The 12,397-nt window shown below is 71.4% G+C and carries 9 protein-coding genes; 6 read left to right on the plus strand and 3 right to left on the minus strand.

The annotated features are described in order from the left end of the window. The first annotated feature begins 46 nt into the window (after window positions 1-46). The 6 genes from U9J41_RS05060 to U9J41_RS05085 are packed head-to-tail and all read left to right on the plus strand — an operon-like array spanning window position 47 to window position 7,147. A complete protein-coding gene (locus U9J41_RS05060) occupies window positions 47-1,183 on the plus strand; it encodes an AgaS family sugar isomerase (RefSeq protein WP_322400603.1) in 1,137 nt (378 codons plus the stop codon). After that, window positions 1,167-2,123, plus strand: a complete 957-nt coding sequence (locus tag U9J41_RS05065) for an ROK family protein (RefSeq protein ID WP_322400604.1) — start codon at window positions 1,167-1,169, stop codon at window positions 2,121-2,123. The genes U9J41_RS05060 and U9J41_RS05065 overlap by 17 nt, the downstream gene beginning before the upstream one ends. After that, the gene (locus tag U9J41_RS05070; protein WP_322400605.1) at window positions 2,120-3,445 is read left to right on the plus strand and encodes a D-tagatose-bisphosphate aldolase, class II, non-catalytic subunit; all 1,326 of its coding nucleotides are present in this window, start codon (window positions 2,120-2,122) and stop codon (window positions 3,443-3,445) included. The genes U9J41_RS05065 and U9J41_RS05070 overlap by 4 nt, the downstream gene beginning before the upstream one ends. 36 nt (window positions 3,446-3,481) lie before the next feature. After that, on the plus strand, window positions 3,482-4,249 hold the full coding sequence (locus U9J41_RS05075) for a DeoR family transcriptional regulator (RefSeq protein ID WP_322400606.1): 768 nt from the start codon (window positions 3,482-3,484) through the stop codon (window positions 4,247-4,249). Window positions 4,250-4,252: 3 nt separating this feature from the next. Next, window positions 4,253-5,338, plus strand: coding sequence for an N-acetylglucosamine-6-phosphate deacetylase (gene nagA / locus U9J41_RS05080; protein ID WP_322400607.1), 1,086 nt, complete (start codon window positions 4,253-4,255; stop codon window positions 5,336-5,338). 21 nt (window positions 5,339-5,359) lie between these two features. Beyond that, window positions 5,360-7,147, plus strand: coding sequence for an MFS transporter (locus U9J41_RS05085; RefSeq protein WP_322400608.1), 1,788 nt, complete (start codon window positions 5,360-5,362; stop codon window positions 7,145-7,147). A 258-nt stretch (window positions 7,148-7,405) separates the two neighbouring features. On the opposite strand, the gene U9J41_RS05090 is transcribed toward U9J41_RS05085, so the two are convergent. The 3 genes from U9J41_RS05090 to paoC form a co-directional block, all read right to left on the minus strand. Continuing rightward, complete coding sequence (locus U9J41_RS05090) at window positions 7,406-7,762, minus strand: VOC family protein (protein ID WP_322400609.1); 357 nt, start codon at window positions 7,760-7,762, stop codon at window positions 7,406-7,408. A gap of 1 nt (window position 7,763) precedes the next feature. Continuing rightward, complete coding sequence (locus U9J41_RS05095; protein WP_322400610.1) at window positions 7,764-10,115, minus strand: PAS domain-containing hybrid sensor histidine kinase/response regulator; 2,352 nt, start codon at window positions 10,113-10,115, stop codon at window positions 7,764-7,766. A 68-nt stretch (window positions 10,116-10,183) separates the two neighbouring features. Beyond that, on the minus strand, window positions 10,184-12,388 hold the full coding sequence (gene paoC / locus U9J41_RS05100) for an aldehyde oxidoreductase molybdenum-binding subunit PaoC (RefSeq protein WP_322400611.1): 2,205 nt from the start codon (window positions 12,386-12,388) through the stop codon (window positions 10,184-10,186). Window positions 12,389-12,397 lie beyond the last annotated feature (9 nt).

The raw sequence follows: 12,397 nt of genomic DNA on the forward strand, positions 1-12,397 counted from the left end.
AAAATACTCTCTAACCTTGCCCTACCCGAACCTTTCGAACACGACGATGACCACCTTACTCGAACGCGATGCGCAATCCTGGCGCGACCTCGGCGGCCTTGCCACCGCGGAGGAGATCGTCCAGCAGCCCGCCGTCTGGCGCGCCCTCGCCGGCGTGCTGGCCGCCGAAGGCAAACGCGTCGCGGAGTTCCTCGGCCCCTGCCTGGACGATCCACGCCAGCGCGTGATCCTGACGGGCGCCGGCAGCTCGGCCTATGTGGGCGAGATCGCCGCGGCCGAACTGAATGCGCGCTGCGCGGCGGACGTGCGCGCGCTCGCCACCACCAGCCTGCTCACGCACCACGAGCTGTACCTGGACCCGGCGGCGCCGACGCTGCTGGTGTCGTTCGCGCGCAGCGGCGACAGCCCGGAAAGCCTGGCCGCCGTCAACCTCGTGCGCCAGGTTGTACCCGGCGCGCGCTTCCTCCATATCACCTGCAACGCGGCCGGCAGCCTGGCGACGCGGGCCGGCGGCGATCCCGCGGCCTGCGTGCTGCTGATGCCGCCCGCGAGCTGCGACCGCGGCTTCGCGATGACCAGCAGCTTTACCTGCATGCTGCTGGCCGCCTTGTCCGTGCTCGGGCGCCACGACGATGCCGGCGCGCGCATGGAACGGCTCGCGCAACTGGGCGAGCGCGCCCTCGCCGACTGGGCCGCGCCGCTGGCGCGCCTGGCGCAACGCCCGGCCCAGCGCGTCGTCTACCTCGGCAGCGGTCCGCTCGAAGCGCTCGCGCGGGAAGCTGCGCTCAAGATCCTGGAACTGACGGGCGGGCGCATCCTCGCGCTGGCCGAATCACCGCTGGGCTTCCGCCACGGGCCCAAGTCGGTGCTCGACGAACATTCGCAGGTGATCCTGTTCGCCAGCAGCAAGCCGCTGGCCCGCCGCTACGACGACGACCTGCTGGCGGAACTGCGCCGCGACGGCATCGCCGCCGACGTGCTGACGGTCGGCCACGGCGGCGACTTCGCGGCCGAGGCGCCGGCATGGTCCGACGCCTGGCTCGCGCCCCTGTGGCTCCTGATGGCGCAGCAATACGCGCTGCAGCAATCGGCCCGCCTGCAACTGCGGCCGGACAATCCGTTCGCCGGCGGCACCGTGAACCGCGTCGTCCAGGGAGTGACCATCCATGACCACGCCGCCTGATAGCCTGGCGCGCGGCTGCCACGGCATCGACATCGGCGGCACGAAGATCGAGATCGTGTCGTACGACGCCGCCATGCGCGAAGCCTACCGCGAACGGGTGGCCACGCCCGGCCACGACATCGCCGCGTTTTCCCGGGCCGTGCACACGCTTGTGCGCAACGGCGACGCGGCCCTCGGCGGGCGCGCGCCGGCCGGCATCGGCCTGCCCGGCATCACGGACACGTTCAGCGGCCGCCAGCTCAGCACCAACGTGCCGGCGCTGAACGGCCGCCAGGCGCGCCAGCTGCTGCAGCACACGCTGGGCCGCCCCATCGTCGTCGGCAACGACTGCCAGTGCTTCGCCCTGTGCGAAGCGGCCGGCGGCGCGGCGGACGGCCTGCCCACGATGTTCGGCGCCATCCTCGGGACGGGCGCCGGCGGCGGCTATTGCGCGGACGGGAAGCTGATGCGCGGCCTGAACGGCATCGCCGGCGAATGGGGCCACTGGTCCATGCCCGCGGCGCTGCTGGCCCACTACGGCCTCGCACCGATCGACTGCCCGTGCGGCAAGGCCGGCTGCACCGAACGCTATGTGTCCGGCCCCGGCATGGCGGCGCTGCACCGCCACGGCGGCGGCGACGGTGCCGAACCGATGGCGCTGGCCGCACGCGCGAACGCGGGCGACGTCCTCGCGGCGCGCACGCTGGACGTGCACCTCGACCTGCTCGGCCACGCGCTGGCGAACATCGTCCTCGCGTTCGACCCGCATGCGATCGTGCTGGGCGGCGGCCTGTCGAACCTGCCGCACCTGTATGCGCGCCTGCCGGACGCCGTCCAGCGCCATCTGCTGCGCGGCATCCAGGCGCCCCCCATCCTGCCCCCGCGCTTCGGCGACGCCGGCGGCGCCCGCGGCGCGGCCCTGCTGCTGCGCCAGCAACTGAACGCCACGGCCCATCCATGAACACGCCCCCCTCTCCGATCCAGCAAGCGATCCAGGCGCACCGGCGCGGCGAACGCGTCGGCCTCGCCAGCATCTGCTGCAGCCACCCGGCCGTGCTGCGCGCCGCCATGCGCGTGGCGCAGGAGCACGACAGCCTGCTGCTGGTGGAAGCGACGTCGAACCAGGTCGACCAGTTCGGCGGCTACACCGGCATGACGCCGGCCGTCTACCGCGACTACGTGCTCGACCTCGCGCGCGAACTCGATTTTCCCCCGGCGCGCCTCGTGCTCGGCGGCGACCACCTCGGCCCGAATGCGTGGCAAGGCCTGGACGCGGCCGCCGCGATGGCCCATGCGGAGACGCTGATCGCGGCCTATGCGGGCGCCGGCTTCCACAAGATCCACCTGGACTGCAGCATGCGCTGCGCGGACGATCCGCCCGTGCTGCCCGACGCGATCGTCGCCAAGCGCTCGGCGCGGCTGGCGCGCGTGGCCGAGGATGCGGCGCAGGCGGCCGGCCTGGCGCCGCCCGTGTACGTGATCGGGACGGAAGTGCCGGTGCCCGGCGGCGAGGCGGCGCTGGAAGACGCGGGCGCCCCCACGTCGCCCGCCGCCGCCGGGTGCACGCTGGACGTGCATTGCCGCGCCTTCCTTGGCGCGGGCCTGCACGCCGCGTGGCGCCGTGTCGTCGCGATGGTCGTGCAGCCCGGCGTCGACTTCGACACGAGCCGCATCCAGCACTACGACGCCGCCCGCGCCGCCGCGCTGTCCGGGTTCATCGCCGGCCACCCTGGCCTCGTGTTCGAGGCGCATTCGACGGACTACCAGCGCGAAGCCGCCTTGCACGCGATGGTGCGCGACCATTTCGCCATCCTCAAGGTCGGCCCGGCCGCCACGTTCGCCCTGCGCGAGGCGCTGCTCGCGCTGTGCCAGATCGAGGACGAGTTGGTGCCGGCCAGCCGGGCGTCGCACCTGATGCGCGTGCTGGACGACACGATGCTGGCGAAGCCCGACCATTGGCGCAAGCATTACCGCGGCAGCAGCGACGAGCAGCGCCTGCTGCGCCGCTATGCGCTCAGCGACCGGTGCCGCTATTACTGGGGCGAGCCGCCCGTGGCCGCCGCGCTGGCAACGCTGTACGCGAACCTGGAAGCGGTCGCGATCCCGTTGCCGCTCCTCAGCCAGCACCTGCCGGAACAGTATGCGGACGTCGTGGCCGGACGCCTCGCCGCCGCGCCGCGCGATCTCGTCGAACACAAGATCGCCCGCCTGCTGGCCCAGTATGCAAGGGCCTGTACGCGCAACACGGCGGCACCGGTCGGCAGCGCCGCCGCGATCTGTTAAGCTCGGCGTTTTCCGACCGACTGCCCCCAAGCGACCATGCGAAACACCAGCCAACGCCGCGAAACGATCCTGCAAATGCTCGCCCGCCAGGGCTCGGTCCAGGTGACCGACCTGGTCGACCAGCTCGGCGTCTCCGCCGTCACCGTCCGCAGCGACCTGTCTGCCCTGGAGGGCCAGGGCCTCGTCACGCGCAGCCACGGCGGCGCGGTCCTCGTGCGCACGCCGCCGCCGGAACAGAGCATCCGCCAGAAGGATGCGCTGCACCATGAAGAGAAGGAGCGCATCGGTGCGTTCGCCGCGTCGCTCGTCGAACCGGGCGACAACATCGTCATCGATTCCGGCACCACCACGATCTCGCTCGCGCGCCACCTGCGCGCCGCGCAGGACGTCACGGTGGCGACGAATGGCCTCAACATCGCATGGGAACTGGCCGATTCGCCCGGCGTGGACCTGATCCTGACGGGAGGCCTGCTGCGCAAGCAATCGCTGTCGTTCCAGGGCAGCCAGGCCGAGGCCTGCCTGCAGGTCTACAACTTCGACAAGCTGTTCCTCGGCGTCGACGGCCTCGATCTGCAGTTCGGCGTCACGACGCACAACGAGGCCGAGGCGAGCCTGAACCGCAAGATGGTCGAGCGGGCCAAGCGCATCGTCGTCCTCACCGACGCGTCCAAGTTCGGTCGCGTGAGCCTGCACCGCATCGCGCAGCTGGACCGCATCCACACGGTCATCACGGATGCCGGCATCAGTCCCGAATACCGCGACGGGCTGCAAAAGCTCGGCGTCGAAGTCCTCATCGCGGATTAGCGCATGCTCGGCGGCCGCATCCTGACTCCCGACGGCTGGATCGCCGGCACCGTGACGTTCGGCCAGCGCATCGGCGCCATCGCCGCCGACCCGGCCGCCGCGGCAGGCCCGCTGATCCTGCCCGGCTTCGTCGACCTGCACGTGCACGGCGCGGCCGGCGTCGACATCATGCAGGGCGGCGCCGCGGGCATGACGGTGGCGCGGGCGCACGCGCGCCACGGCACCACGAGCATGCTGGGCACGACGATGACGGCGCATCCGGCCGCGATCCGGCGCGCGCTGGAAGGCCTCGCGCCCGCCATCGCCGCGCGGCCGCCGGGCGCCGCGCGCATGCTGGGCGTGCACCTGGAAGGCCCATTCATCAGCCCGCACAAGCTGGGGGCCCAGCCGCCCGAGACGCTGCCCGCGAGCCTGGACCTCGTGCGCGCCTGGCACCAGCTGGCGCCGGTGCGCGCGCTGACGCTGGCGCCCGAGATCGACGGCCACCTCGACCTGATCCCGCAACTGGTGGCGCTGGGCATCCGCGTGCAGCTGGGCCACAGCGCCGGCACGTACGAGGATGGCGTGGCGGCGCTGGCCGCCGGCGCGTCCGGCTTCACGCACCTGTTCAACGGCATGAGCGGCTTCGGCCACCGCGCGCCGGGCATCGCCGGCGCCGCCCTCGCCCATGCGGAATACGCGGAAATCATTCCCGACCTCGAACACGTGGCGCCGGGCGCGATCCACGCCGCGCTGCGCGCCATCCCGAAACTGTATGGCGTGACCGATGCCACGGCGGCCACCGGCATGCCCGACGGCGAATATGCCCTCGGCAGCCAGCGCGTCTACAAATGCCTCGGCTGCGTGCGCCTCGCCGGCGGCTCGCTGGCGGGCAGTGCCCTCACGATGGACCAGGCGCTACGCAACTTCGTCGCCATCGGCCTGTCCGTGGCAGACGCGTCGCGCCGCTTGTCGCAGTATCCCGCCGACTACCTCGGCGAGCCCGATCGGGGACGCATCGCCCCGGGCGCCTGGGCCGATCTCGTCGTGCTCGACGCGGACCTGCGCCCCACCGCGGTGTACGTCGAGGGCGAACCGATCGCCCTATAAAAACCACAAACCGGAGACGACATGACAGCAGCCTTCCCGCGATCCCCCGCCTGGTCCACCCGCTACCTGCTGTTCATCGCCGGCATGGGCGGGCTGTTGTACGGCATCGACGTCGGCATCATCGCCGGCGCGCTGCCCTACCTGGAATCGACGGCCGCGCTGGCGTGGAAGCTCAACGCCCAGCAGCTCAGCTTCGTGGTGGCTGCCGTGCTGCTCGGCTCCGTGCTGTCGTCGCTGTTCGCCGGCGCGCTGGCGGACCTGGTCGGGCGCAAGCGCGGCATGCTCGTCGCCGGCGCGCTGTTCGTCGCCAGCATTCCGCTGATCGCCCTCGCGGACGGCTACGTCCCCCTGCTGTGCGGGCGCCTGCTGCAGGGCGTCAGCGGAGGCCTCATCGGCGTGATCGTGCCGCTCTACCTGGCCGAATGCCTGGACGCGCGCAAGCGCGGCCGCGGCGCCGCGCTGTTCCAGCTGCTGCTGACGGTGGGGCTCGTGGCGGCCGCCGTGATCGGACTCGTGCAGGCGCGCAGCGTGCAGGCCGCGACCGACGCCGCCGCCGCGCTGCCGGAAGCGGCGCGCGCCGCCGCGGTGCTCGCGGCCAAGGACCGTGCATGGCGCGGCATCTTCTGGATGTGCCTCACGCCCGGCGTCGTGTTCACCTTGGGCTGCCTGCTGCTGGCGGAATCGCCGCGCTGGCTCGCGCAGCGCGGACGGCTCGACGCCGCGCGCGCCGTGCTACTGCGCACCCTCGATGCGCGCGAAGCCACGCGCGCACTGGACGAGATCGTCCGCCCGCAGGCGCAGGCCGCGCGCAGCGCCGACCCGCTGCTGTCGCGCCGCTACGTGCTGCCGTTCCTGCTGGCCTGCCTGATCCTCGCCTGCAACCAGGCCACGGGCATCAATTCCGTGCTGGCCTATGTCGTCAACATCCTGAACCGCGCGGGGCTGTCGGGCGCCAGCGCCAACCTGGCCGACGTGCTGCTGAAGGTGCTAAACGCCCTGATGACGATCGTCGCCGTGCTGCTCGTCGACCGCAAGGGCCGCCGCTTCCTGCTGATGCTGGGCACGGCCGGCATCGTCGTCGCGCTGCTCGCGGTCGGCCTGCTGTTCCGCGCCAACGAAACCCAGCAGCGCGACGTGCTCGCGCAGGTGACGCAGCGCGCGCACGACGACAGCCTGTCGCTGCGCCTCGATGCGCCCACGCTGCGCGCGCTGGGCGCCGATCCGGCCGGCACGCCGCAGGTGCTGACGGTGGCGTATGCGTATGGCCCGTTCACGAACGTGGCCAGCATCCGCAGCGACGATCCCGCGCTGCCGCCGCTGGTCGCGCGGCGCGCCGACACCGTGCAGGCGGACAGCGTGATCGGCGCCGCGTTCCGCCGCGTGCACCTGAATCCGTTCCCCGATCCGGCGCTGGCCACGGGCAGCCCGCTCGTGGTCGAAACGGCCAAGGTCGGACCGCTGCCGACGCCGGCCCACGGCTGGCTCGTGGCGCTGGCGATCTGCATGTTCGTCGCCAGCTTCGCCGTCGGACCGGGCGTGTGCGTGTGGCTCGCGCTGTCGGAACTGATGCCCACGCGGATCCGCTCGAACGGCATGAGCATTGCGCTGCTGATCAACCAGTTCGTGTCGACGGCCATCGCGGCCGTGTTCCTGCCGACGGTCGGGCGCCACGGCTATTCCGCGATCTTCTTTTTCGGCGCCGCGTGCTCCGTCATCTACTTCCTCGCGTCGGCCTTCCTGCTGCCCGAGACGCGCGGCAAGACGCTGGAAGAGATCGAAGCGTATTTCGCGCGGCCGGCGACCAAATGAGCGGCCGGCGGCACCCCGTAAGTCGTCCCCGCGCAGGCGGGGACCCAATTCGCGTGCGTTATCTACATGCGTGCAACACTTGGGTTCCCGCCTGCGCGGGAACGACGGCATGTTTGCGTGCGTTGTCCACACCACATGCGTGCAGACTTGGGTTCCCGCCTGCGCGGAACGACGGTATGCTTGCGCGCGTTGTCCACACCACGTGCGTGCAGCACTTGGGTTCCCGCCTGCGTGGGAACGTCGGAGTGCCCCTGGGCTTCAGCAGTGCATCAGGATGTTGACCAGCCGCCCGAACGGATCGCGGATGAAGAAACGGTGCACGCCCCACGGTTCGACGGCAGGGCCGTATTCCGGCTCCAGGCCGGCCGCCGCCACGCGGCGCAGCACCTCGTCCAGGTCGTCCACTTCGATCGACAGGTCGGGCACGGGCGTGCCGGAACCGCCTTCCGACGCGAAGCTCAGCTGGGGCGCCGGATTGCCGCCGCCGCTGCCGGCCATGGTTACGATCCAGCCGAGGTCCATGACGACCTGCATATCGAGGATGCCGCCGTAGAACGCCAGCGCGGACGCGGTGTCCGCGGCGTGGATGTTGGCGACGATGCGTTTGACCGCCATGTCAGTCTCCTGGTGAGGTGCCGGCGCGGCGCCCGATCACGTCGGCGAGCACCGCGAGAATGTCCGCCGCCATCACCGGCTTGACGAAATGGCGGTCGAAGCCCGCAGCCAGCGCCCGGTCGCGGTCGTGCGCCTGGCCGTAGCCGCTGACGGCCACCAGCGGCACGTCCGCCATGCCCGGCTGCGCACGCAGGCGCCGTGCCAGCTCGTGGCCGTCGAATTCGGGCAGGCCGATGTCGAGCACGCACACGTCGGGACGGTGCGCCGCGGCGTACGCGAGCGCCTTGCCGGGGCTGTGCCAGACGGTGGCGCGATGGCCCACGGCCTCGATGTACATGGCGAGGATCTGGGCCGCATCCACGTTGTCGTCCACGATCAGGATGTCCAGCGCCTCGGCCGCCGCCGCGGCACCGGTCGCCACCGGTTCGTCGCCCGCGTCGTCGGCCTCGCCGCGCAGGCGCGGCAGCGCGACGGTGAAGCGGCTGCCCCGGCCCGGTCCGTCGCTGTGGGCGGACACGGTCCCGTCGTGCAGTTCGACGAGACTCTTCACGAGCGCGAGGCCGATCCCGAGGCCGCCCTGCGACCGGTCGGCGCTGCGCTCGGCCTGCGAGAACAGCTCGAACGCGCGCGCCGTCAGGTCCGGCGCCATACCGATGCCGTTGTCGCACACGTCCACCACGACGCGCCCGCACTCCAGCCGCAGGTGCAGGTCGATGCGCCCGCCATCCGCGGTGTAGCGCGCCGCGTTGCCGAGCATGTTGGCGAACACCTGCACGAGGCGCTTGCGATCCCCGAGTACCTGCGCGTCGTCGGACGGCAGGTGCAGTTCCAGGTGGTGGTTCTTCGCCTTGACCTGCGGCCGCACCTGCTCCACGGCCTCGGCGATCACGCCGGCCAGCGCCGCGGGCGCGCGTTCCAGCGTGATCAGGCCGCGCGTGACGCGCGAGACGTCGAGCAGGTCGTCGATCAGCCCCGTCATGTGGCGCGCCTGGCGCGTGATGATCGTCTGCACCTGGCGGATGCGCGGGTCGTGCGCGTGGCCGACCTTGAGGAAGTCGGCGGCCGCCGTGATCGGCGCGAGCGGATTGCGCAACTCGTGCGCCAGCATCGCCAAGAACTCGTCCTTGCGCCGGTCCGCCTCGCGCAACGCGTGCCGGGCTTCCTGGATCGGCGTGACGTCGATCATCACCGCGAGGCCCTCCGTGGGCGGATCGTCCAGCGTGACGGACCCCATCTGCACGCTCGCGCGGCTGCCGTCCTTGCGGAAGTATTCCTTGACGAGGTTCTCCACGCGTCCCGTCGTACGCAACTGTTCCATCGCCCGCGCCGTGGCGTCCGTCCACTCGGGCGGCGTCAGCGTGCGCGAGTCGAGGCCGCCCCGCTCGAATTCCGCGCGCGAATAGCCCAGCATGTCGAGGAAAGCCTGGTTGGCGTCGATGATGGCGCCGTCCATGCGGTAGCGCACCATGCCGACGACGTTCGATTCGGCCAGGCGCCGGAACCGCGTCTCGCTCGCGCGCAGCGCGTCCTCGTTGCGCTTGTGCTGGTGGATGTCGGTGCACGTGCCCATCCAGCGCACGATGTGCCCGTGCGCGTCGCGCACCGGCAGCGCGCGCCCCAGCAGCCAGCGGTATTCGCCGCTGCGGTGGCGCATGCGGTATTCGATCTCGTACGGCGCGCCGGTGGCCAGCGACGCCTGCCAGGTCTCCCACGTGCGTGCGCGGTCGTCCGGATGCACCATGTCGCTCCAGCCCACGCCGTCCGTCGCGCCCACGTCGGAACCCGTGAAGTCGTACCAGCGCTCGTTGTAGTAGTCGTGATAGCCGTCCGGCCGCGTCGTCCAGACCATCTGCGGCATGGCGTTCGTGATCGTGCGGAACTCGGCCTCCGCCGCGCGCAGCCGGGTGGTCTCGGCGACGAGGCAGGAAAAGCCGCGCACGACACCGTCGAGGTCGCGCAGCGGCGCGAACGCCAGGTCGAGCCAAGGCGGCGCGGCGGGGCCCTCGCCCAGCGCATGCGCCGGCAGTTCGACCCGGAACGCGGCGCCTGCGCGCGCCCGCGCCACGTGCGGCTGCAGCTCGGCCCAGGCCTCCGGCCAGTCGCGCAGGCCGCGGCCGAACGTCGCGGGATGGTGGCCCCCCAGCAAAGGCACGGACGCATCGTTGTACAGCACGCCCAGCGCCTCGCCCCAGCCGAGGAACATCGGCGTGGCGGCGTCGAACATGAAGCGGGCCGCATGGGCCAGCGCCGGCGGCCAGCCGGACGGCGCACCGAGCGGGGAGTCCGACCAGTCGCGCTCGCGCAGGCATTGCTCGACGCCGGCCACGCTGGCACGGCCGGAAAGATCGTTCATGATATCCAGTCAAAGGCGCGGGCGGACACCCGCATCCGCCATTCTAGCGGCTTATCGCCACGCGCTCGTCATGCATAGGCCGGCATCCCGGGCAGCAGCTTGTCGAGCGTGACGGGGTAGTCGCGCACGCGCACGCCGGTGGCGTTGTAGACCGCGTTCGCGACCGCCGCCGCCACGCCGCAGATGCCCAGTTCGCCGACGCCCTTCGCCTTCATCGGCGACGACATCGGGTCCGTCTCGTCCAGGAAGATCACCTCCTGGTGCGGGATGTCCGCATGCACGGGCACCTCGTAGCCGGCCAGATCGTGGTTGACGAAGAAGCCGACGCGCTTGTCGACGACGAGGTCTTCCATCAACGCGGCGCCCACGCCCATCGTCATCGCGCCGATCACCTGGCTGCGCGCCGACTTCGGGTTCAGGATGCGCCCCGCCGCGCACACGGCCAGCATGCGCCGCACCCGCACCTCCGCCGTCGCCGCGTCCACCGCCACCTCGACGAAGTGGGCGCCGAACGTCGACTGCTGGTATTTCCTGGCCAGGTCGCCGTACTCCATCGTGTCCTCGCCGACGACGGCGGCAGCGTGCGCCGCCTGTTCCAGCGGGAGCGCCTTGGCGCCGGCGCGCACCATGCCGCCCGCGAAGTCGGCCTGCGCCGGGTCGAATCCCAGCTTCCTGGCCACGTTCTCACGCAGCTTGACGCAGGCCGCGTACACGCCGGCCGTCGCGCTGTTGCCGCCCCACTGGCCGCCCGACCCGGCCGACACCGGGTACGCCGAATCGCCCAGCCTCACCGTCACGCGGGAGAGCGGCACGCCCAGCATCTCGGCCGCCGTCTGGCCGATGATGGTGTAGCTGCCGGTGCCGATGTCGGTCATGTCCGTCTCGACCGTCACCGTGCCGTCGCGCTCGAGGCGCACGCGCGCCCCGGACTTCGTATTGATGTTGTTGCGGAACGCGCCGGCCATGCCGTAGCCGACGAGCCAGCGGCCGTCGCGCACCTGGCCCGGCATCGGATTGCGCTTGTTCCAGCCGAAGCGCTCGGCGCCGATGCGCAGCGTGTCGACGAAACGCCGCGTCGAGAACTTGCGGCCCGGCTTTTCCGGGTCCACCGTCGTGTCGTTCACGATGCGCAGCGTGACCGGGTCCATGTGGAGCTTTTCCGCCAGCTCGTCCATCGCGATCTCCAGCGCCATCAGGCCAGGCGCCTCGCCCGGTGCGCGCATCGCATTGCCTTCCGCGAGGTCGAGCACGGCCAGGCGCATCTGCGTGAAGCGGTTGGCGCCCGCATAGAACAGGCGCGTCTGGTTCACCGCCGTTTCCGGCTGGCCGCCCGGCAGGTCGCCCGACCAGCTCTCGTGCGCGATCGCCGTGATGCGGCCTTCGCGCGTGGCGCCGATGCGGATATGCTGGATCGTCGCCGGCCGGTGCGTCGTGTTGTTCATCATGAGCGCGCGCTGCAGCGTCACCTTCACGGGCCGCCCGGCCGCCTTCGCGCCCAGCGCCGCCATCAGCGCCTCCGACCGCAGGAACAGCTTGCCCCCGAAGCCGCCGCCGATGTACGGCGACACGAGGCGCACGTTGTCTTCCGGGATGCCCAGCGTCTTCGCCATGTCCTGCACGCCCCAGTGGATCATCTGGTTCGACGTGTACAAGGTCAGCTTCTCGCCTTCCCACACGGCGAGCGACGCATGCGGTTCCATCATCGCGTGCGTCTGGTCCGGCGTCCGGTAGACGGCGTCCAGCCTGACGGGCGCCGTGGCGAAGGCCTTGTCGAAGTCGCCCACCCTGGTCGTCGACTTGTCCTTTTGCTTGCCCGCCGGGCCGGCCGCATTCATCGCCGCCTCGAGGTCGTACACGCCATGTTGGGGCGCGTAATCAACCCGCACGAGGCTCGCCGCGGCGCGCGCCTGCTCGAACGTGTCAGCGACGACGACGGCCACGGCCTGGTGATAATGCTGGACGTCCGGACCGGCCAGCAGCCGGGCCGTGTTCTTGTCGCCCTTTCCGAGCTTGCCCGCGTTCTCGTGCGTGACGACGGCGATCACGCCGGGCGCCGCGCGCGCGGCGGCCGTGTCGATCTTCGCGATGCGTCCCTTGGCGATGGCGGCGCCGACGACCCAGCCGTAGGCGGCGTCCGGCGCCGCCTTGTGCTGTTCGTAGGCGTAGGTCGCGGTGCCGGTCGTCTTGAACGGCCCGTCGATGCGGTCGGTCGGCCTGCCGACCACCTGCAGCCGGTCGATCGGATTGGTCGTGGCGGGTGTCGTGAATTTCATGGATCGCTC

The organism is Massilia luteola, from assembly GCF_034420155.1.
GTDB classification, from domain to species: Bacteria; Pseudomonadota; Gammaproteobacteria; order Burkholderiales; family Burkholderiaceae_D; genus Telluria; species Telluria luteola.

Coding starts and splice junctions, on each gene's coding strand:
- paoC (WP_322400611.1), bottom strand. CDS start 12,388: ATGAAATTCACGACACCCGCCACGACCAATCCGATCGACCGGCTGCAG.
- U9J41_RS05090 (WP_322400609.1), bottom strand. CDS start 7,762: ATGGCGGTCAAACGCATCGTCGCCAACATCCACGCCGCGGACACCGCG.
- U9J41_RS05070 (WP_322400605.1), top strand. CDS start 2,120: ATGAACACGCCCCCCTCTCCGATCCAGCAAGCGATCCAGGCGCACCGG.
- U9J41_RS05060 (WP_322400603.1), top strand. CDS start 47: ATGACCACCTTACTCGAACGCGATGCGCAATCCTGGCGCGACCTCGGC.
- U9J41_RS05085 (WP_322400608.1), top strand. CDS start 5,360: ATGACAGCAGCCTTCCCGCGATCCCCCGCCTGGTCCACCCGCTACCTG.
- U9J41_RS05095 (WP_322400610.1), bottom strand. CDS start 10,115: ATGAACGATCTTTCCGGCCGTGCCAGCGTGGCCGGCGTCGAGCAATGC.
- nagA (WP_322400607.1), top strand. CDS start 4,253: ATGCTCGGCGGCCGCATCCTGACTCCCGACGGCTGGATCGCCGGCACC.
- U9J41_RS05065 (WP_322400604.1), top strand. CDS start 1,167: ATGACCACGCCGCCTGATAGCCTGGCGCGCGGCTGCCACGGCATCGAC.
- U9J41_RS05075 (WP_322400606.1), top strand. CDS start 3,482: ATGCGAAACACCAGCCAACGCCGCGAAACGATCCTGCAAATGCTCGCC.